This is a genomic window from Kitasatospora sp. NPDC032757 (assembly GCF_055579305.1).
Genome location: NZ_JBVINN010000013.1, coordinates 101,239 through 120,191, shown reverse-complemented (window position 1 = coordinate 120,191; position 18,953 = coordinate 101,239). Strand labels below are relative to the sequence as shown.

The following is an 18,953-nucleotide window of genomic DNA, read 5'->3' as shown; positions in this document are numbered from 1 at the left end:
CGGGTGCGGGGGGCCGCCCGGTGACCGCCCGGGCGTTCGGCACCGTGCCGGCGGCCCGGGACGTGGCAGGTACGCTGCCGTTGCCGCTCGGCGTCGCCGGGCACGAGGGCTCCACCGTGATCGTCGGCCGCAACGGCCTGCGGTTGCCGCGCGAACGGGCGCGGCAACGGGCCCTGCCGAACGAGGAGGGGTGAGAGGCGATGAGCCGTCGGGACCGTGAGCGTGCCGGGACGAAGGGGCCGGCCGCCCCGGTGACCGTCACCGTCTGCCGGGGCTGCTGCTGCGGCACCCAGGAGAAGCACCCCGGCGTCGACCACGCCGGCCAGTACGAGCGGCTGCGCGAGGCGGTCGGCGCGGCGGGCAAGGTCCGGGCCGTCAAGTGTCTGGACGCGTGCGCGCACTCCAACGTCGTGGTGGTCGGCCCGTCCAGCGAGGGCCGCGCGGCGGGCGGCCGCCCGGTCTGGCTGGGCTGGGTGCTGGCGGACGACATGGTCGAGGAGGTGGCCGAGTGGGTGCACGCCGGCGGCCCCGGCCTCGCCGAGCCGCCCGGGCTGCTCGACCTCCAGCAGATCAGCGTCTCCCGCCGGGTGCGGGACGGCCTGCCGGGCTGAGCCGGTGCTGCGTTGTACGGACGGCGGGCCGTCCGGCGCCGGACGCGGGCGGGCCGCTGCCGGCCGTGGGACACCCGGTGCTGATCGCGGGCCGGCCCGTGCCGGCCGCCGGCTGGTCGCGGGCCGGTTCCGGGGCGGTCCGCGCGGTTGGCCGGGGCACTACCATTTCCTGGGGCGCCCCGGCTTGGGAGGAATCACGTGACCACGGTCTGCCGTATCTGCGCGGGCACCGGCCGTACCGCCGGGCTCAGCTGCCGCACCTGCCAGGGCACCGGCACCACCGAGGTCGGCGGCGGGGGCGGCAACTGCTTCCTCTGTGACGGCACCGGCGTCTACGTCCGCTACCGGGTCGACGCGGCCGGCGCCAAACACGCCTACCGCGACGAGATCTGCCGCACCTGCGACGGCACCGGCAACCGCGCCCCCTCCACCTGGGACGAGGCCTCCTGACCGGCTGACGGCGTGACCGCCCGGCCGGGCTGACGGCGTGACGAGCTGAACGGCCGGCACGTGCGGGTGCGTCAGGGACCGGGCCGGGAGGGATGATCCCGGCCGGTCAGCACACGCACCGAGGCTTTGCCGAAGCATGGTCGAACATTGGCGTTCGACTGACCGGCACGCCGGTGCCCGTTCACCGCGCGTCCGTGTGCGGTCTACACACCGCTGGAAGAGTCCCGCCCATGGATATCCCCAACATGGGCGTGCCCGCGAAGCTCGCCGACCGCATGAGCATGGCCGAGCAGCACGAGTACCTGCGGGCCCGCTTCTCCCGCCGCCGGATGCTGCGTGCCGGTGCCGTCACCGTCGGCGCGCTGGCGGTGGGCGGTGCGCTGGGCAGCGGCACCGCGACCGCCGCGCCGGCCTCCCCGCAGCTGCTGACGGGCGGCACGGCCGACGGCGTCGACGGATCGCTGGTCGCCCCGATCGGCCGTCACCTCGCCTTCGGCCCCGAGCCGGACACCCAGTTCCGGGTCTCCTGGCAGGTCCCGGCCCCGGTGAAGAAGCCGTTCCTGCGCTACGGCCGGCACCCGTGGGACCTCAGCCAGAAGGTCCAGGCCGAGGTGCGCGCCCTGCACACCCCCGCGCTGACCCCGACCGGCCAGCCGGTGGACCAGTACTACCTGCACGTGGCGCTGGAGGACCTCCAGCCCGACACCACCTACTACTACGGTGTCGGCCACCAGGGCTTCGACCCCGCCTCGCAGCAGGCGATCTCCACCCTCAGCACCTTCCGCACCGCGCCCTCGCGCGACCACCGCTGGGGCAAGGTGTACGAGCCGTTCACCTTCACCGCCTTCGGCGACCAGGGCGTCAGCGCGCACGCGGCCGGCAACGACCACGTCATCCTGGCCCAGAACCCGGCCTTCCACCTGCACGCCGGCGACATCTGCTACGCCGACCCGGCCGGCTCCGGCACGGACCCCGACAAGGCGCGGTACGACGCCAAGACCTGGGACGCCTTCCTGGCGCAGACCGAGACGGTGGCGTCGAAGGTGCCGTGGATGGTCTCCTACGGCAACCACGACATGGAGGCCTGGTACTCGGCCAACGGCTACGGCGGCGAGAACAACCGCTTCTACCTGCCGGACAACGGCCCGGACCCGCGTACCGTCCCCGGCGTCTACTCCTTCCGCTACAAGAACATCGGCGTCATCTCGCTGGACGCCAACGACGTCTCCTACGAGATCCCGGCCAACCTGGGCATCTCGGCGGGCAAGCAGACCAAGTGGCTGCAGCGGACCCTGAAGGACCTGCGGGACGACGAGACCATCGACTTCGTCGTGGTCTTCTTCCACCACTGCGCCTTCTCCACCACGGTCGCGCACGCCTCCGAGGGCGGGGTCCGCGAGGCGTGGGTGCCGCTGTTCGAGAAGTACCGGGTGGACCTGGTGATCAACGGTCACAACCACGTCTACGAGCGCACCGACGCGATCCTCGGCAACAAGGTCTCCAAGGCGGTGCCGAGCGGCGCCACCATCGAGCCCGCCACCGACGGCGTCGTCTACGTGACGGCGGGCGCGGCCGGCCGCAGCCTGTACAGCTTCGACGCCCCCGACACCTACGAGGGCCACGAGCACCGCCTCGACTCGGTGGACACCTTCCACTTCGCCAAGGGCGGGGTGAAGGTGCCCGAGAAGGTCGAGTGGTCCCGGGTCCGCTACACCGGCTACTCCTTCATCAAGGTCGACGTCACCCCGGCCCACCTGGGCCAGAAGTCGTCCATGAAGGTGACCGCGCTGGCCGAGAACGGCACGCAGGTCGACCACTACACCATCCTGCGCAAGGTCGGCGAGGGCTGGGACAGCAAGACCGACGACGACGGCGAGGGCGGCGGCTGGGGCTGGTAGGCAGCCCGGAGCCGCTCCGGTGGCCCGGCCGGGAGCCCCCGGCCGGGCCACCGGCGTATCCGCGTGAGCGGATCACCACCGGCGGATCGGCGTCGGCGGACCAACCGCTCGCGCGTCCCCGCCGGTGGATCAGGGTCGGCGGACCAACCGCTCGCGCGTCCCCGCCGGTGGATCAGAGGGAGGCCAGCTGCTCCGCGAGGGTGTCGCTGTGCTGGAAGGTCAGCCCGGCCAGGGCGACGTGCTTCCAGCGGACCGTGCCGTCGCCGTCCAGGACGAACACCGACCGGCGCAGCCCGAGCCCGGGCACCGCGATGCCGTACGCGCGGACCACCGTCCGCTCCGGGTCGGCGAGCAGCGGGAAACCGAGGCGGTGCTTGCGGGCGAACTGCTCGTGGCTGTCCAGCCCCTGGGGGCTGATGCCCCACACGGTGGCGCCGAGCCCGCGGAACCGGTCCAGGTCGGAGCTGTACGAGCAGAGCTGCTTCGTGCAGACCGGGGTGTCGTCGCCCGGGTAGAAGACCAGCACCAGCGGGCTGCCCTTCGCCTCGGCGAGCCGGTACTCGCGGCGCTCGGCGGTGCCGCTCTGCTCGTCCAGCAGGAGTCCGGGCAGGGTGAACTCGGGCGCGGGGGCGCCCACCTCGGGTGGTTTCGCCATCGTCGTCTCGTCCTTCGCTAGCGGCGGCGCGGTCGCGCCCACCCTATGTCCGGCCGGCGCCGGGAAGACGGCCCGGCCGGCGGCCTCCCGAGGTCCGTGAATTCCGCCCCGATGGCCTTTCCCTGTTGAAGAGTTGACGCATGAGGGTGGCGGTGTCGTGACCACCATCGTCACTGTCTGCGCCGATGTCCGCACAATCTTCACTTCATAACGAATCGAGCAGCTGGATAACGAGTTGTCCATTCAGTTATTGACGGGAGTGCCAGTCGGGGATTGACTCCGTCCTCTGCCGCAACGCCGCGGCGCAGTCAGGAGGCACGCCCCACCATGAAGAGAACGACCCGTCGCGCGGCCGCAGGCACGGCAGCCGTGTCGCTGGCCTTCGCCCTCGCAGCCTGCGGCCAGAGCGACGGAGGAACCCGGTCCGACGGTGTGGGGAGCACGACCGTCGGTCTGCTGCTGCCCGAGAAGACGTCCTCCACCCGGTACGAGGCCTTCGACAAGCCGTTGATCGAGTCCACGGTCGGGTCGCTGTGCACCGGGTGCGTCGTCGACTACGCCAACGCGGACGGCAACGAGGGCGCCCAGAAGCAGCAGTTCGACGACCTGCTGGCCAAGGGCGTCAAGGTCATCCTGCTCGACCCGGTGAACGCCAAGGTCACCGCTCCCTGGGTCGAGGCCGCCGCCGCCAAGGGCGCGAAGGTCATCGCCTACGACCGGCTGGCCGAGGGCAAGGTCGCCGCGTACGTCTCCTTCGACAACCAGCGCACCGGCGAGATCCAGGGCCAGGCCCTGCTGGAGGCGCTCGGCCCGAAGGCCTCCGCCGCCTCGGTCGTGATGATCAACGGCGCCGAGTCCGACCCCAACGCGGCGATGTTCAAGGCCGGCGCGCACCGGGCGCTCGACGAGAAGGTCAAGAAGATCGTCTACGAGCAGTCCGGCGAGTGGAAGCCGGAGGTGGCCACGGCGAAGATGAACGAGGCCATCCGCACCCTCGGCAAGGACGGCTTCCAGGCCGTGTACGCCGCCAACGACGGCATGGCCGCCTCCGTCATCGAGGCGCTGAAGGCGGCCGGGATCAGGAACGTCCCGGTCGGCGGCCAGGACGCCTCCCTCGACGCGGTGCGCCGGGTGATCTCGGGCGAGCAGGCCTACACCATCTACAAGCCGTACAAGCCGGAGACGGACGCCGCGGGGAGCATCGCCGTCCAGCTGCTGAAGGGCATGGACATCAGCTCCTCCGCCAGTGCGGCGGTCGACAGCGGCGGGCTGCGCATTCCCGCGCTGCTGCTCACCCCGATCGTGGTGACCAAGGCGAAGGTGCAGGCCACGGTGGTCGGCGGCGGCCTGTACAAGGCCACCGAGATCTGCACCCCGCAGTACGCGGACGCCTGCGCGGCGGCCGGCGTCAAGTAGCGGGCAGGCGGGCAGGCAGGCAGGCGGGCAGGCAGGCAGGCAGGCAGTCAGGCGGGCGGGCGGTGCCGGGGGCCGGCGCCGCCCGCCCGCCCGGTCAGCGGCGGGGGCCGTACATGATCACGGCGACCCCGGCCAGGCAGATCAGCGCCCCGGCCACGTCGTAGCGGCTCGGCCGGAACCCGTCCACCGCCACGCCCCAGAGCAGCGAGCCGGCCACGAAGACGCCGCCGTACGCGGCCAGCACCCGGCCGAAGTGACTGTCCGGCTGGAGCGCGGCGACGAAGCCGTACCCGCCGAGCACCACCACCCCGATCCCGGCCAGCCACCACGGCCGGGACTCGCGAACGCTCTGCCAGACCAGCCAGCAGCCGCCGATCTCGGCGAGTGCGGCGAGGGCGAACAGGGCGGCGGAGCGAAGGACGGTCATGGCCGCCAAGCCTACGAGCCGTACGGGTTGCCCCGGCGCCGGAACCGGCGGCGGGGCGTCAGACCTGGCGGTAGCTGGTGAGGAAGCGGCCGATGCGGTTGATCGCCGTCTCCAGGTCGTCGGCGCGGGGGAGGGTGACGAAGCGGAAGTGGTCCGGCCGGGGCCAGTTGAAGCCGGTGCCCTGGACGACGTGGATCTTCTCGCGGAGCAGCAGGTCCAGCACGAACTGCTCGTCGTCGACGATCCTGTGCACGGCCGGGTCCAGCTTGGCGAACGCGTACAGCGCGCCCTTGGGCTTGACGCAGCTGACGCCGGGGATCTCGTTGAGCGCCTTGAACGCGACGTCGCGCTGCTCGGCGAGCCTGCCGGTGGGCAGCACGAGGTCGTTGATGGACTGATGGCCGCCGAGCGCGGCCTGGACGGCGTACTGGGCCGGGACGTTGGGGCAGAGCCGCATGCCGGAGAGCATGGTGAGCCCCTCCAGGTAGTCCGAGGCGAGCTGCTTGGGCCCGGAGACGACCAGCCAGCCGCTGCGGAAGCCGGCCACCCGGTAGGACTTGGAGAGGCCGTTGAAGGTGAGGGTGAGCACGTCCTCGGCGAGGGCGGCCAGGCAGTGGTGCTCGGTGCCGTCGTAGAGGATCTTGTCGTAGATCTCGTCGGCCAGGACCATCAGGTGGTGCCGGCGGGCGAGGTCGAGGATGCCCTCCAGCAGCTCCTTCGGGTAGACCGCGCCGGTCGGGTTGTTGGGGTTGATGACGACGATGGCCTTGGTGCGGGCGGTGATCTTGGCCGCGATGTCGTCGAGGTCGGGGTACCACTCGGCCTGCTCGTCGCACGCGTAGTGGACGGCCTTGCCGCCGGCCAGCCGGACCACGGCCGTCCAGAGCGGGTAGTCCGGCATCGGGACGAGCACCTCGTCGCCGTCGTCCACCAGCGCCGTGACGGCCATCTGGATCAGCTCGGAGACGCCGTTGCCGAGGTAGACGTCGTTGACGGTGATCCCGTTGACGCCGCGCTGCTGGTAGTACTGCACGACGGCGCGACGGGCCGGCAGGATGCCGCGGGAGTCGCTGTAGCCGTGCGCGTTGGGCAGGTTGCGGATGATGTCCTGGATGATCTCTTCCGGCGCCTCGAAGCCGAACGTCGCCGGGTTCCCCGTGTTCAGCCGCAGCACGCTGTGCCCGGCCTCCTCCAGGGCGTTGGCCCGGTCGACCACCGGGCCCCGGATCTCGTAACACACGTCCGTCAGCTTGCTGGACTGCCGAAACTCCATCTGCGGCCTCCCGACCGTCACCCCGCATGGTTCCTGGTTGCTTTGTTCTACCAAGTAAGCACTTGGAAAGTCCAACCTTTTGGCTATGCTGATCCACATGTCACGCCGAAGCTACGACCAGTACTGCGCCGTCGCCCGCGCCCTGGACGCGGTGGGGGAGCGCTGGAGCCTCCTGATCGTCCGTGAACTCCTGGCCGGCCCGCGCCGCTACACGGACCTGCACGCCGACCTCCCCGGCGTCTCCACCGACATCCTCGCCGCGCGGCTCAAGCAGCTGGAGGGCGAAGGCCTGGTCCTGCGCCGCCGGCTGGAACGCCCCGCCAACGCCACCGTCTACGAGCTCACCGAGCGCGGCGCGACGCTGCGTCAGGTGGTCGACGCACTGGGGGTCTGGGGCCTCGGAGCCCTCGGCGAGCAGCGGCCGACGGACGCGGTGCGCGCGCACTGGGTCACGGGGGCGGTCGCGGAACGGCGGGTAGTGGCAGAGGCCGGGCGCCAACCGGCAGGAGCCGGGCACGAGTCGACCGCTGCCACGGTGGTGCCGGCGGGTTAGGCCCGCCGGGGAGGCGTTCACCGTGAAGACGCCCTTCGAGGCGCCGACGGCCTGACGGCCGCGGTGGTCCCACGGCCGGGGCGGGCGGCCGCCCGCCGGGCCGGAAGAGGGGGAGGCCTGCCGCGGCGAGCCGGGGCGCTGCGCGTACGATCGTCGGGCCATGGAGAACACAGCGGAGAAGAGCGCGCCCACCGCGCCCACGACCCCCACCGGAGACCCCGCTCACGCCGGTCACACCGGCCACACGGGCTACGCCAGTTACCTCGCCCTCGGGGACTCCTTCACCGAGGGCATGTGCGACGAGCTGCTCCCCGACGGCCACTACCGCGGCTGGGCCGACCGGGTCGCCGACCGCCTCGCCGCCGAGCAGCCCGCCGGTGCCTTCCGGTACGCCAACCTCGCCGTCCGGGGCAAGCTCATCGGCCAGATCCACGACGAGCAGCTGCCCGCCGCCACCGCGATGGGCGCCGAACTGGTCACCCTGGCCGGCGGCCTCAACGACGTGCTGCGCCCGCGCTGCGACATCGCCCGGGTCGAGGACCTGCTCGGCCGCTCCGCCACCGCGCTGCGCGCCACCGGCGCGACCGTGGTGATGTTCACCAGCACCGACCCCACCCGGCGGATGGCCGGCAGCGCCCGGCTCCTCCCGGCGATCCTGCGGATGAAGGCCTTCGTGCACGAGCTCGGCCAGGACCCGGGCATCGCGGTGGTCGACCTGTTCTCCGCGCCCTGCTTCGACGACCGCCGGCTCTGGGCCGAGGACCGCCTGCACTTCTCGCCCGAGGGCCACCGCCGGGTCGCCGAGGCGGTGCTGGAGTCGCTCGGCCGTCCGGCCTCGTCCGACTGGCGTGCCCCGCTGCCGGCCGCCGCGCCGCGCAGCCGCACCGAGAAGCTGGCCGCCGACGCCCGCTGGGCCCGCACCCACCTCGGCCCCTGGGTCGGCCGCCGCCTCACCGGGCGCTCCTCCGGCGACGGCCGGCCGCCGAAGCGCCCGGAACTGGGCCCGTACCGGGGTGCGTGAGGTCTCCGGGCGTGTGACGCCCCGGATGCTCGCCGGACATAGGGGTCCCAGTCGGTTGCGGCCGTGCGCCGCGGGAGAAGTCGGCAGGAACATGCCGGAATGAGCGGCTCCGCTGTCGTGCCGATCGGTCGTGGGCGTCGAATTGGCGTGTCCGGAAGTCCTCCGGCAGTTGACGGATCACCCGAGGAGCACACGAACATGCGCACTCTCTTCAAGGCCGCGGGCATCGCGGTGGGCGCGACCGCCCTGGCCCTGTCGACCCCGGTCGTGGCCGGCGCGGCTCCCGCGCCCACCACCTCCGCCACCCCGCCCTCCTGCGTGGTCGCCGAGACCGGCATGGTCGACCAGTACACCGGCTATGCCAGGGCCACGAACAACTGCAGCACCACCCAGCGGGTGAAGTTCTACTACCTGGCCTGGCCCACCACCTGTCTGACGCTCGCCCCGGGCGCGAGCGGCGAGATCCACGGCGTCGGCGGCCCCATCGGCTTCGGCATCCAGAGCTGCTGACACCCCGGCCCGCCGCCGCGTCCCGTGCGGTGGCGGGCCCTCGCCCGTGTGGCGGGATCGTCAGCCCCGGAAGAGGTTGTGCCCCACGTCGCTCGGCACCTCGTCCTGGTACGGGGTGCTGCCCGGCCCGGGGACGTGCTCGCCGGGCACCGGCTCGGAGCTCTCCCGGTGCAGCAGCACGACGCCGTCCTCGGCCCAGATCTGCCGGTAGCCGTGCGCCAGCAGCAGCTCGATCCGGGCCGCCTGCTCGCGGTCGGTCTTGAACGGGAACGCGCGCTTGTCCGAGCGGATCAGCACGTACTCGCGCCCGCGCGGCTTCTCGTCCACCAGCACCACGTCGGTACGGGCGGAGAGCCGCGGCGCGGCCTGGTTGTCGGCCTCGACGGTGGCGCCGTCCGGAATCTGCCCGGCGCCCCGGAGCAGTGCCGCCCCGCTGGGCTTCGCCTCCCAGTAGGCGGGGACGAACAGGTTCGCCGCCCCCAGCGGCAGCGCCGCCGCGACCGTCACGGCCGCCGCCGCCACGCCGAGCCGGCGGGTCAGCGCGCCGGCGTGGCAGCGGCCCAGCACCTCCAGTGCGGCCACCAGCAGGATCGGCCAGAGGAACGCGTCGTAGTGCCGGGCGATCGACCAGTGGTTCGGGTTGCTGGAGAGCACCCGCTCCGCGAGCAGCGGGACGGCGCAGAGCACCGTCGCCGAGCGGAGGGGGAGGAGGAACAGGGTGCCGAAGATCCAGAGCAGCAGCAGCGGCTTGAGCGGCGCGTCGAACAGCGTGGAGAAGAGGAGGGTCGGGTCGCCGAGGACGTTGGAGACCGCGGAGCCGCCGTCCTTGCCCAGCGACTGGTAGTTCCAGTAGTAGCCCGGCACCCCGCCCATCGCCGGGATCAGCCAACCGATCGCGACCGCGGCCGCCAGCGGCCCGCCCAGCAGGAGACCGGCGCCCCAGCGGGCGGTCTGCCGGCGGCGCCGGCGGTCCTCGTCCCGGCGGGCCCGCAGGAGCAGGACCAGCCCGTACGCGCCGACCGCGAGGCCCATGTCCTCCTTGGTGCAGCAGAGCAGCAGCCCGGCCAGCGCGGCCGTGCCGTAGCGGCGGGCCATCCCGCGCTCCAGCATCAGCAGGGTGAGCGGCACGGCGAACGCCACCTCGTGGAACCCGCCGCGCGAGGCCACCAGCAGCGGCCAGCCCAGCCCGTACGCGAGCCCCGCCAGGTCGGCGGCGCGGCGGGCGGTCCGCGGGTCGGCGTCGGCGAAGCAGCGGTCCGCCACCCGGCGGATCAGCGGCACGCCGGCCGCGAAGCAGAGCGCCTGGCCGAGCAGGAGGGAGCGCGGGTCGTCCCAGAGCCAGTAGAGCGGTGCCATCAGCGCGATCACCGGCGAGAAGTGGTCGCCGAGGAGCGAGAAGCCCGGGGGGAACTCGTGGTGGAAGCTCTTCAGCGACGACACCGGCAGACCGAAGTGCGCGTAGCCGCGTACGCCCTGGTCGAAGATGCCGAGGTCGAAGCCGCCCAACTGGAGGGTGGTCCACTGCTGGGCGGCGATGCCGAGGCAGACCGCGAAGCAGAGCAGGGTGAGGGCGGTGGTGCGGGCGCCGGGGGAGAAGCGGGGGGTCGCGGCCGGCGCAGCCGGGACGCCGGTGTCCTCGGTGTCCGGGTACGCCGCCACGTCGTGCCGGGACATGCCTGCTCTCCTCCAGTGATCGGTTGCCGACCGGTTGGCGATCGGGCGCCGCCCGGGCTGACCGGTGGCTCCGGGTGTCTGCGGTGCCCCCGATTTCCGTACAGACCGAACCGACACCGGCCGACCACACTAACGGACTGCTCTGAGCGCGCCGCCGGTTCCCGGGTGAGCGGGCCCCTGGTTCCCGGTCCGCCGCGGACGCGGTGGCGGTGTCGGTACGCTCTACCGGGGCCCCGGACCAGCCGGGAGCCCGTCGTCCGGAGGAACCCCAGCACAGTGACCGAGCCCACGCCTGTTTCCCCGACTGCGCCCGTGCCCGCGCCGCTGAACCTGCTGGCCGACTGCGGGAGCTGCTTCGGGCTGTGCTGTGTCGCGCTGCCGTTCGCGGCCGGCGCCGACTTCGCCGTCGACAAGTCCGCCGGCACCCCCTGCCGCAACCTCCGGACGGACTTCGGCTGCGGCATCCACGCCCAGCTGCGCGACCGGGGCTTCCAGGGCTGCACCGTCTACGACTGCTTCGGCGCCGGCCAGCACGTCTCGCAGGTCACCTACGGCGGCCGGAGCTGGCGTGAGGCGCCGGCGGACGCGCAGCAGATGTTCGAGGTGTTCCCGGTGGTCCGGCAGCTGCACGAGCTGCTCTGGTACCTCACCGAGGCGCTCGCCTTCGCCCCGGCCCGCCCCGTCCACGCCGAACTGCGCCGGGCCCTGGAGGAGACCGCGAGGCTCGCCGCCGGCACGCCCGAGGAGATCCTCGCGGTCGACGTCCCCGTCCACCGTCAGGGCGTGGCCGAGCTGTTGCTCAAGGCGAGCGAACTCGTCCGCGCCGCCGTCCCCCGCCGACGCGAGCACCGGGGCGCCGACCTGTTCGGCGCCCGCCTGCGCGGCGCGGACCTGCGCGGCGCCAACCTGCGCGGTGCCCTGCTGGTCGCCGCCGACCTCTCCGGCGCGGACCTGCGCCTCGCCGACCTGATCGGTGCGGACCTGCGCGACGCCAACCTCGCGGGCGCCGACCTCACCGAGGCGCTCTTCCTCACCCAGGCCCAGCTCAACGCCGCGCGCGGCGACGCCACCACCCGGCTGCCGGAGTCGCTCACCCGCCCCGGCCACTGGCCCGCCACGGCGCCCGCTGCCGCGGCAGCGGCCCACCCCGGCCGCAAGCAGCAGGCCGGCGGCCGGCCCGCCCGGTCGGGGCGCCCCCGCCGGCGCTGAACGCCGGGGGCGGCCGGTCGACCCCCGGCCTGATCCGCTACCCGGCAGGGTCCGCTACCCGGCGAGCAGTCGCTCGCGCAGATCGCCGATCAGCTCCTCGCCGATGCCGAGTTTCCCGGTGGCATAGGCGCGCACCGAGCCGTGGGCGCGGGTCAGATCGGCGAGCACGTGGCGGATCACGTCCTCCGGTGCGCGCCCGAACCCCGGCCAGCGCAGCGCGCGCCCGGGGTTGGAGGCGTGCCAGTCGGCCACCAGCTGCGGGGTGGCCAGCTCGGTGAGTGCGAAGTCCGCAGCCACGTCGTCCTCGGAGACCCCGACCAGGGTGAGCACCAGTGCGGCGATCAGCCCCGTGCGGTCCTTGCCCGAGGCGCAGTGGAACACCACCGGCCGGTCGGCCGCGGCGATCACCTCCAGCACCTCCCGGATCTCCACCACCCCGTCCTCGGCCACCTCGGCGAACCGGTCGGCCAGGTACCGCCAGGGGTCGAGCTCCGGGTCGATCTCGGCCTGGTCGTACGGCCGGTGCTCGATCGAGAGGTTGTGGTACGCCACCCCGTCCAGCTCGGCTATCCGCCCCCGGCGGGCGATCTCCCAGGGGTAGCGCAGGTCGATCACGGTCCCGATGCCGAGTGCCCGGAACCGTTCCAGGTCGTCGGGGGAGGAGAGCTTCCCGAGCGAGTCCGAGCGGTAGAGCCGGCCCCAGCGGGTCGACCGGCCGTCAGCTGTCGAGTAGCCGCCCAGGTCACGGAAGTTGCAGAGGCCGTCGAAGGCGAGGTGGCGTGTCATGCCCGCACCCTATCGAGCGCCTCCACGCCAACTCCCGGGCCGGGAAGCCGAACCGGCCCGCTTCCCGCCCAGGGAAGTCGAACCGGCCGGCTACCCGCCCCGGGACCTGTCCCGGAAAAGGCGTTGCCCGGTGGTGGCCGCCGTGCGTACGGTGGCCGCACTCTGACGAGATCAACGCTCTCTGGAACGAACGCCGCAGAACGGGAGCAAGCCCGCGCACAGCGCGCGGTGCCACGGAGGGGCGGTACGCACATTCCGCATGCCCTCCGGAGGTTTCACCCCATGAAGATCGGCCTCGGCCTTCCCGTCGACGACCCCGCCCAGCTGCTCACCTGGGCCCGGCGCGCGGACGCGGGCCCGTTCAGCACGCTCGGCCTGCTCGACCGGCTCGTCTACGACAACCCCGAACCGCTGATCACCCTCGCCACCCTGGCCGGAGCGACGTCCCGCATCCGCGTCCAGACCGAGGTGCTGATCGCGCCCCACCACAACACCGCGCTGCTCGCCAAACAGACCGCGACCCTCGACCGCCTCTCCGGCGGCAGGCTCACCCTCGGCATCGGCGTGGGCGGCCGCGAGGACGACTGTCGCGCTGCCGGTATCGACCTGCGCCGTCGCGGCCGCCGCCTCGACGAGCAGATGGCCCTGCTGCGCCGGGCCTGGTCCGGTGAGCCGTACGGCGAGGAGATCGGCCCCATCGGGCCCGCGCCCGCGACGCACGGCGGCCCGGAGGTGCTGTTCGGCGGCTTCGCACCGGCGGCGATCGAACGGGTCGGCCGGTTCGGGGACGGCTTCCTCGGCGCCGCGCTGCCGCCGCAGATCATGGACGGCCTGTACCGGCAGGCCGAGGCGGCCTGGGAGCGGCACGAGCGCCCCGGCCGGCCCCGGCTGGTCGCCCAGACGTCCGTGGCGCTCGGCCCGGAGGCCACGGTCGAGAGCGCCCGCCGCAACCTCCACGACTACTACGCCTTCACCGGCCGCGCCGAGTACATGGCCAACAGCCTGCTCACGACGCCGGAGGCGATCCGGACGACGGCGGAGGGCTACCGCGCCATCGGGGCCGACGAGGTGGTGCTGTACTGCTGGGCCTCGGACGCCGACCAGGTCGACCGGCTCGCCGACGCACTGTTCTGACGGTCGGGGCCACCCGGGCGGTTCGCTTTCCGCGCGCCGCCCGGGGCCACCCACACCGTGCTCCGCCCGCGCGTGCCCGAACACCTCCTCATCGACCTGCTGTTCGAGCACTCGGCCCCGGCCGGTCTCCGTATCGAGGTGTACGACCTGGGCCTCCCTGTGCCCGGCCGGCCGCTCGGACTTCCCGGGTGACTTGGGCCCCGGGCTCCGCCTCGTCCGCGAACTCTCCTCCGCCTGGGGCCACGAGCTGAGCGAGGGCGACCTCGCCACCACCCTCCTCTGGGCCCGGCTCGACCCGCCATCCTGCTGAACGGCCTAGGCTCACGGCCATGGACGAGCGAATCGAGCGGGCCCAACTTCTCTGCGACCGTGCCACCTTCGGTGGTGAGACGGACGTCCTTCCCGCCGCCGACCGCGAGCTGGACGCCGTCGAAGCGGACCTCGCGCTCGCCCGGGGGCGTGTCCTCCACGCCCGGTTCCTTCAACAACGCGCCGCCGAAGCCGCCGAATTGGCGTTCTTCGAGCGCGCGTCCCACCTCTACCGTGCCCTCGGCGACCAACGCGGCGAGGCCGAGGCAGAGTTCTGGACCGGCGTCTACCACCAGGTGGCCCAGGGGGACCACGACTCCGCCCTCCCCTCCCTCCACCGCTCGCGCGACCTCGCGACCGCCGCCGGCGACCACCGCACGCTCTCCTACGCGTTGCGCCACCTCGGCATCGCCGCCCATATGGCCGGGGAGCTGGACGACGCCCGCGCCTTGCTGGAGGAGTCCACGCGGCTGCGGCGCGAACTCGGCTTCCCCGCGGGCGTCGCCGCCAACCTGGTCGGGCTCGCGTACCTCACCGCCGGCGAGGGGCGCCCCGGCGAGGCGCTCGCGCTGCTGGACGAGGCCGCCGCCCTCGCCGCCGGCGCTGATGCGATGGCCGTCCTGCGGTCGGCGGACGAGGCGCGCGCGGCCGTCGGCTGAGGCGGCGGCGGGCCGGAGAATCAACTGCCCGGACCGGTCCCGAAGTTCACACGCTGCGGTCGGCGAGCACCTCGCGGATGACATGGCGGGAGTTGGCGGCCAGGGACGGGTTGGTGGAGCGGTAGTAGGGGAGTTGGATGAGGGCGATGGAGAGGGCCCAGGCGCGGCCGCGTTCCCAGGTGGCGTCGTCGGTGGCGAGGGCGGCGCGGAAGACGGGGCGGGCGGTGGCGGGCAGGAGGTTCCAGGCGGCGATGAGGTCCACGGTCGGGTCGCCGACGCCCATCAGGCCGAAGTCGATGACGGAGGTGAGGTGTTGGTCGGCCAGCAGCACGTTGCCGGGGGAGAGGTCGCCGTGCATCCAGGCGGGCCGGCCGGCGGGTTCGGGGAGGCGAAGCGCCTTGTCCCATACGGTGGTTGCCGCTTCGGTGTCGATCGTCCCGGTCAGCCGGCCGATCGCGGCGCGGGTGGCGGCGTCCCGGGCGGCGAGCCGGCCGCCGCGGGAGGACGGCGGGGCGCCGGCCGGGTCGGCGGTGCGCAGCGCGGTGACGAACGCGGCGAGGTCCTGGGCGAGTCGCAGGGGTGCGGTGACCGATCCGAGGACCGGGTTGGCGCCGCCGAGCCAGCGCACCACCGACCACTCCCACGGGTAGCCGGCGGCCGGGCGGCCGTGGGCGAGCGGTGCGGGGATCGGCAGCGGCAGGTGAGGGGCCAGTCGCGGCAGCCACTGCTGCTCACGGGCGACGCTGTCGGCCGCCCAGCTCACCCGGGGCAGCCGGACGGCGAGTTCGGGCCCGAGCCGGAACATCGCGTTGTCCGCCCCGGCGGAGGCGACCCGTTCGAGCGGGAGCCCCCTCCACTGCGGGAACTGGTCGGCGAGCAGCCGCCGCACCAGGGCGGCGTCGATGTCCGGTTCGTCGTCGTGCGGGCGGTTGTGCATCCGAGCGGCAGCGCACATGCCCGGCACTGTACCGCCGGGTGCGGCAGCGGTTGGGTGAATTTCGAACACTAGGGTGAGGTCATGAGAGCTGGGTGGGACCGTTGGGTCATGTGGGGGGCGCTCGGGGGCGCGGTGGCGCTGGGCGCCGCAGTACTGGTGGGCCGGCTCCACCGGCGCTCGGGCGGGCTGCTGGTGTTGCGGGAGTGGCTCGACCATCCGCTGCTGTTCGGGACGTTGGTGCTGGCACTGCTCTTCGTGGCACTGGTGTCCGCACGGGGGAAGGTCTGGGCCCGCAGCGTGCTCGGCGTCGTGGTGGTCACGTTGGGCCTGTTCACCGTGCCGTTCTGGTTCCTCTACAGCGTCCTCTCGGACGACCTCACCACGACGCGCAACGAGGCGGCGCCCGGCCGGCCGGACCGCCGCCTGGTGGTCCAGGAGGGTCTGTCGGGATTGGGTCCGGACCCGCTCTACTACGTCTACGTCGACGACGGTTCCGGCCTGGCCACCCGTCGCTGGGAGGTCGCGTTCATCGACGGCGACTTCAACGGCGTCGAGGCGCTCACCTGGACCGGCCCGGACCAGTTGCGCCTGGTGACGGCGGACAAGCAGACCCACCTGATCAGGATCGCCGACAACGGCCGCCCGGAGCCGACCATCAACGACCGCTCCTGACGAACACCCGCACGCGGCAGCCCGCGCCACGCCCGGTGGCGGCGGGTGCGTCCGGGAGGTGTCGCCGGGCACCTGCCAGAATGCAGGGACATACGGGGACAGCAACTCTGGAGAAGGTGACCGGCTTCGTGACCACGCCAGTCGAACAGGCGGCCAAGCAGGCCCAGCAGGCGATCGAGCGGAAGATCGCCGAGGAACTGGGCGTTCGCGACGGGCAGGTGAAGGCGGCGGTCGAGCTGCTGGACGGCGGGGCGACCGTGCCGTTCGTGGCCCGCTACCGCAAGGAGGTCACCGGCTCGCTCGACGACGCGCAGCTGCGCACGCTGGAGGAGCGGCTGCGCTACCTGCGCGAGTTGGAGGAGCGCCGCACCGCCGTCCTGGAGTCGATCGGGTCGCAGGGCAAGCTGGACGACGCGCTGCGCGCGCAGATCCTGGCCGCCGACTCGAAGGCGCGGCTGGAGGACATCTACCTGCCGTACAAGCCGAAGCGGCGCACCAAGGCGCAGATCGCCCGCGAGGCCGGGCTGGAGCCGCTGGCCGACACGCTGCTCGCCGACCCGGCGCAGGACCCGGCCGCGCTCGCCGCGACCTACCTGAACGAGTCGGTGGCGGACGCGGCCGCCGCGCTGGAGGGCGCGCGGTCGATCCTTGTCGAGCGGTTCGGCGAGGACGCGGACCTGGTGGGCTCGCTGCGCGAGCGGATGTGGACGCGGGGCCGGCTGGTCGCCACCGTCCGCGAGGGCAAGGAGCAGGACGGCGCCAAGTTCGCCGACTACTTCGACTTCGCCGAGCCGTACACCAGGCTCCCCTCGCACCGGATCCTGGCGATGCTGCGCGGTGAGAAGGAGGAGGTGCTGGACCTCGATCTCTCCCCGTACGACGGCGAGGAGGCCGGGGACCTCCCGGGCGCGAACGACTACGAGCAGCGGATCGCCGCCCGCTTCGGCGTTGCCGACCGCGGCCGCCCGGGCGACAAGTGGCTCGGCGACACCGTGCGTTGGGCGTGGCGCACCCGGATCCTCGTCCGGCTCGGCATCGACCTGCGCGGCCGGCTGCGCCAGGAGGCCGAGGACGAGGCGGTGCGCGTCTTCGCCGCCAACCTGCGTGACCTGCTGCTGGCCGCCCCGGCCGGCACCCGCGCCACGATGGGCCTGGACCCGGGCTTCCGGACGGGCGTGAAGGTCGCGATCGTGGACGCCACCGGCAAGGTGGTCGCGTACGACACGATCTACCCGCACCAGCCGGCCAACAAGTGGGACGCCTCGATCGCCACCCTGGCCGCGTTGGCGAAGAAGCACGCCGTCGACCTGGTGGCGATCGGCAACGGCACCGCCTCGCGGGAGACCGACAAGCTCGCCGAGGACCTCATCAAGCGCCACCCGGAGCTGAAGCTGACCAAGGCGATGGTCAGCGAGGCCGGCGCCTCGGTCTACTCGGCGTCCGCGTTCGCCTCGCAGGAGCTGCCGGAGCTGGACGTGTCGATCCGCGGCGCGGTCTCGATCGCCCGCCGCCTCCAGGACCCGCTGGCCGAGCTGGTCAAGATCGACCCCAAGTCGATCGGGGTCGGCCAGTACCAGCACGACCTGAGCGAGGTGAAGCTGTCCCGCTCGCTGGACGCGGTGGTCGAGGACTGCGTCAACGCGGTCGGGGTGGACGTCAACACGGCCTCGGCGCCGCTGCTGACCAGGGTCTCCGGCATCACGGGGACGCTCGCCGACAACATCGTCGCGCACCGGGACGCCAACGGCCCGTTCCGCACCCGCAGGGCGCTCAAGGACGTCGCCCGGCTCGGCCCGAAGGCCTTCGAGCAGTGCGCGGGCTTCCTGCGCATCCCGGACGGCGACGACCCGCTGGACGCGTCCAGCGTGCACCCGGAGGCGTACCCGGTGGTGCGCCGGATCCTGGCCGCGACCGGCGGGGAGCTGCGTGGGCTGATCGGCAACGGCACCGCACTGCGGGCGCTGCGGCCGGGCGACTTCGCCGACGACACGTTCGGTATCCCGACGGTCACCGACATCCTCGGCGAGCTGGACAAGCCGGGCCGTGACCCGCGCCCGGCGTTCCGCACCGCGACCTTCAAGGAGGGTGTTGACAAGATCGGCGACCTGGAGGTGGGCATGGTGCTGGAGGGCGTGGTCACCAATGTCGCGGCCTTCGGCGCCTTCGTGGACGTGGGCGTCCACCAGGACGGGCTGGTGCACGTCTCGGCGCTGTCGAAGACCTTCGTCAAGGACCCGCGCGAGGTGGTCAAGCCCGGTGACATCGTCACCGTCCGGGTGACGACCGTGGACGTGCCGCGCAAGCGGATCGGGCTGACTCTGCGGCTGGACGACGAGGTCGGGCGCGAGCGGGGCGGCGACCGCGGCGGCTCCCGGGGTAACGACCGCGGGAATGACCGCGGGAATGACCGGGGCGACCGGGGTGCGAGGCAGGGGCGCCCGCCGCGCCAGGACCGGCGCGGTCCGGGCGGTGGCTCGGCCGGCGGCTCCGGCGGCTCCGCCGCGGGCGGCCAGGCTGCGCCGGCCAACAGCGCCATGGCCGACGCGCTGCGCCGGGCCGGGCTGACCGGCGGCTCCGGTTCCGAGGGCGGCCGCCGCTCCGGGAGGCGCTGAGCCCCGCGGAGGACGGCAGACGGCGGGCCGGTCGGGGACGGCAGACGGCGGGGGGGGGGGGGGGGGGGGGGGGGAGGGGGGGGGGGGGGGGGGGGGGGGGGGGGGGAGGGGGGGCGCCGTTTTTTCTTTTGCCTGTTTCCCTTTGTT

The 18,953-nt window shown here is 73.3% G+C and carries 18 protein-coding genes and 1 pseudogene; 13 read left to right on the top strand and 6 right to left on the bottom strand.

The window, feature by feature from the left end:
• Positions 1-20: 20 nt before the first annotated feature.
• From ACZ5WK_RS17585 to ACZ5WK_RS17570, 4 genes are all read left to right on the top strand, one after another.
• Entirely contained in the window at positions 21-194 is a 174-nt protein-coding gene (locus tag ACZ5WK_RS17585) for a hypothetical protein (RefSeq protein WP_465548311.1), read from the top strand.
• Positions 195-200: 6 nt separating this feature from the next.
• Positions 201-611 (top strand): (2Fe-2S) ferredoxin domain-containing protein, encoded by a 411-nt coding sequence (locus tag ACZ5WK_RS17580; protein ID WP_396319187.1) that lies wholly within the window; start codon positions 201-203, stop codon positions 609-611.
• Between the two features lie 198 nt (positions 612-809).
• Positions 810-1,061 carry a hypothetical protein gene (locus ACZ5WK_RS17575; protein ID WP_148645711.1) on the top strand — a complete coding sequence of 84 codons (252 nt, stop codon included), beginning with the start codon at positions 810-812 and terminating at the stop codon, positions 1,059-1,061.
• Positions 1,062-1,291: 230 nt separating this feature from the next.
• On the top strand, positions 1,292-2,959 hold the full coding sequence (locus ACZ5WK_RS17570) for a purple acid phosphatase family protein (RefSeq protein WP_465548310.1): 1,668 nt from the start codon (positions 1,292-1,294) through the stop codon (positions 2,957-2,959).
• Positions 2,960-3,131: 172 nt separating this feature from the next.
• On the opposite strand, the gene ACZ5WK_RS17565 is transcribed toward ACZ5WK_RS17570, so the two are convergent.
• On the bottom strand, positions 3,132-3,614 hold the full coding sequence (locus ACZ5WK_RS17565) for a peroxiredoxin (protein WP_405359475.1): 483 nt from the start codon (positions 3,612-3,614) through the stop codon (positions 3,132-3,134).
• A gap of 327 nt (positions 3,615-3,941) precedes the next feature.
• On the opposite strand from ACZ5WK_RS17565, the gene ACZ5WK_RS17560 reads away from it, so the two are divergent.
• Positions 3,942-5,030: a sugar ABC transporter substrate-binding protein gene (locus tag ACZ5WK_RS17560; protein ID WP_465548309.1), complete on the top strand. Its 1,089-nt coding sequence runs from the start codon at positions 3,942-3,944 to the stop codon at positions 5,028-5,030.
• A gap of 94 nt (positions 5,031-5,124) precedes the next feature.
• Here ACZ5WK_RS17560 and ACZ5WK_RS17555 read toward each other — a convergent pair whose 3' ends face one another.
• The gene (locus tag ACZ5WK_RS17555) at positions 5,125-5,457 is read right to left on the bottom strand and encodes a YnfA family protein (RefSeq protein ID WP_465548308.1); all 333 of its coding nucleotides are present in this window, start codon (positions 5,455-5,457) and stop codon (positions 5,125-5,127) included.
• Between the two features lie 58 nt (positions 5,458-5,515).
• Entirely contained in the window at positions 5,516-6,730 is a 1,215-nt protein-coding gene (locus tag ACZ5WK_RS17550; RefSeq protein WP_465548307.1) for a pyridoxal phosphate-dependent aminotransferase, read from the bottom strand.
• A gap of 97 nt (positions 6,731-6,827) precedes the next feature.
• On the opposite strand from ACZ5WK_RS17550, the pseudogene ACZ5WK_RS17545 reads away from it, so the two are divergent.
• The 3 genes and pseudogenes from ACZ5WK_RS17545 to ACZ5WK_RS17535 form a co-directional block, all read left to right on the top strand.
• A pseudogene (locus ACZ5WK_RS17545) lies at positions 6,828-7,244 on the top strand (winged helix-turn-helix transcriptional regulator); the annotation flags it as partial.
• Positions 7,245-7,575: 331 nt separating this feature from the next.
• The gene (locus ACZ5WK_RS17540; RefSeq protein WP_465548352.1) at positions 7,576-8,304 is read left to right on the top strand and encodes an SGNH/GDSL hydrolase family protein; all 729 of its coding nucleotides are present in this window, start codon (positions 7,576-7,578) and stop codon (positions 8,302-8,304) included.
• 198 nt (positions 8,305-8,502) lie between these two features.
• Positions 8,503-8,814 (top strand): hypothetical protein, encoded by a 312-nt coding sequence (locus ACZ5WK_RS17535; protein WP_465548306.1) that lies wholly within the window; start codon positions 8,503-8,505, stop codon positions 8,812-8,814.
• Between the two features lie 60 nt (positions 8,815-8,874).
• Here the strand turns inward: ACZ5WK_RS17535 and ACZ5WK_RS17530 are convergent, their stop codons facing one another.
• Entirely contained in the window at positions 8,875-10,488 is a 1,614-nt protein-coding gene (locus tag ACZ5WK_RS17530) for a DUF2079 domain-containing protein (protein WP_465548305.1), read from the bottom strand.
• A 312-nt stretch (positions 10,489-10,800) separates the two neighbouring features.
• On the opposite strand from ACZ5WK_RS17530, the gene ACZ5WK_RS17525 reads away from it, so the two are divergent.
• Positions 10,801-11,697, top strand: a complete 897-nt coding sequence (locus ACZ5WK_RS17525; RefSeq protein WP_465548304.1) for a pentapeptide repeat-containing protein — start codon at positions 10,801-10,803, stop codon at positions 11,695-11,697.
• A gap of 54 nt (positions 11,698-11,751) precedes the next feature.
• Here the strand turns inward: ACZ5WK_RS17525 and ACZ5WK_RS17520 are convergent, their stop codons facing one another.
• On the bottom strand, positions 11,752-12,483 hold the full coding sequence (locus ACZ5WK_RS17520) for a tyrosine-protein phosphatase (RefSeq protein ID WP_465548303.1): 732 nt from the start codon (positions 12,481-12,483) through the stop codon (positions 11,752-11,754).
• Positions 12,484-12,765: 282 nt separating this feature from the next.
• On the opposite strand from ACZ5WK_RS17520, the gene ACZ5WK_RS17515 reads away from it, so the two are divergent.
• A complete protein-coding gene (locus tag ACZ5WK_RS17515) occupies positions 12,766-13,617 on the top strand; it encodes an LLM class flavin-dependent oxidoreductase (protein WP_465548302.1) in 852 nt (283 codons plus the stop codon).
• A 329-nt stretch (positions 13,618-13,946) separates the two neighbouring features.
• The gene (locus ACZ5WK_RS17510; RefSeq protein ID WP_465548301.1) at positions 13,947-14,585 is read left to right on the top strand and encodes a tetratricopeptide repeat protein; all 639 of its coding nucleotides are present in this window, start codon (positions 13,947-13,949) and stop codon (positions 14,583-14,585) included.
• Positions 14,586-14,631: 46 nt separating this feature from the next.
• Here ACZ5WK_RS17510 and ACZ5WK_RS17505 read toward each other — a convergent pair whose 3' ends face one another.
• Complete coding sequence (locus ACZ5WK_RS17505) at positions 14,632-15,540, bottom strand: aminoglycoside phosphotransferase family protein (RefSeq protein ID WP_465548300.1); 909 nt, start codon at positions 15,538-15,540, stop codon at positions 14,632-14,634.
• 63 nt (positions 15,541-15,603) lie between these two features.
• Between ACZ5WK_RS17505 and ACZ5WK_RS17500 the strand changes: the two genes are divergently transcribed.
• Entirely contained in the window at positions 15,604-16,194 is a 591-nt protein-coding gene (locus ACZ5WK_RS17500; RefSeq protein WP_465548299.1) for a hypothetical protein, read from the top strand.
• 128 nt (positions 16,195-16,322) lie between these two features.
• Positions 16,323-18,806: a Tex family protein gene (locus ACZ5WK_RS17495; protein WP_465548298.1), complete on the top strand. Its 2,484-nt coding sequence runs from the start codon at positions 16,323-16,325 to the stop codon at positions 18,804-18,806.
• Positions 18,807-18,953 lie beyond the last annotated feature (147 nt).

Bases quoted from the DNA above. Each gene is read 5' to 3' on its own strand.
- ACZ5WK_RS17580 (WP_396319187.1), top strand. From the start codon at position 201: ATGAGCCGTCGGGACCGTGAGCGTGCCGGGACGAAGGGGCCGGCCGCC.
- ACZ5WK_RS17570 (WP_465548310.1), top strand. From the start codon at position 1,292: ATGGATATCCCCAACATGGGCGTGCCCGCGAAGCTCGCCGACCGCATG.
- ACZ5WK_RS17565 (WP_405359475.1), bottom strand. From the start codon at position 3,614: ATGGCGAAACCACCCGAGGTGGGCGCCCCCGCGCCCGAGTTCACCCTG.
- ACZ5WK_RS17560 (WP_465548309.1), top strand. From the start codon at position 3,942: ATGAAGAGAACGACCCGTCGCGCGGCCGCAGGCACGGCAGCCGTGTCG.
- ACZ5WK_RS17555 (WP_465548308.1), bottom strand. From the start codon at position 5,457: ATGACCGTCCTTCGCTCCGCCGCCCTGTTCGCCCTCGCCGCACTCGCC.
- ACZ5WK_RS17550 (WP_465548307.1), bottom strand. From the start codon at position 6,730: ATGGAGTTTCGGCAGTCCAGCAAGCTGACGGACGTGTGTTACGAGATC.
- ACZ5WK_RS17540 (WP_465548352.1), top strand. From the start codon at position 7,576: ATGTGCGACGAGCTGCTCCCCGACGGCCACTACCGCGGCTGGGCCGAC.
- ACZ5WK_RS17535 (WP_465548306.1), top strand. From the start codon at position 8,503: ATGCGCACTCTCTTCAAGGCCGCGGGCATCGCGGTGGGCGCGACCGCC.
- ACZ5WK_RS17530 (WP_465548305.1), bottom strand. From the start codon at position 10,488: ATGTCCCGGCACGACGTGGCGGCGTACCCGGACACCGAGGACACCGGC.
- ACZ5WK_RS17520 (WP_465548303.1), bottom strand. From the start codon at position 12,483: ATGACACGCCACCTCGCCTTCGACGGCCTCTGCAACTTCCGTGACCTG.
- ACZ5WK_RS17515 (WP_465548302.1), top strand. From the start codon at position 12,766: ATGAAGATCGGCCTCGGCCTTCCCGTCGACGACCCCGCCCAGCTGCTC.
- ACZ5WK_RS17510 (WP_465548301.1), top strand. From the start codon at position 13,947: ATGGACGAGCGAATCGAGCGGGCCCAACTTCTCTGCGACCGTGCCACC.
- ACZ5WK_RS17505 (WP_465548300.1), bottom strand. From the start codon at position 15,540: ATGTGCGCTGCCGCTCGGATGCACAACCGCCCGCACGACGACGAACCG.
- ACZ5WK_RS17500 (WP_465548299.1), top strand. From the start codon at position 15,604: ATGAGAGCTGGGTGGGACCGTTGGGTCATGTGGGGGGCGCTCGGGGGC.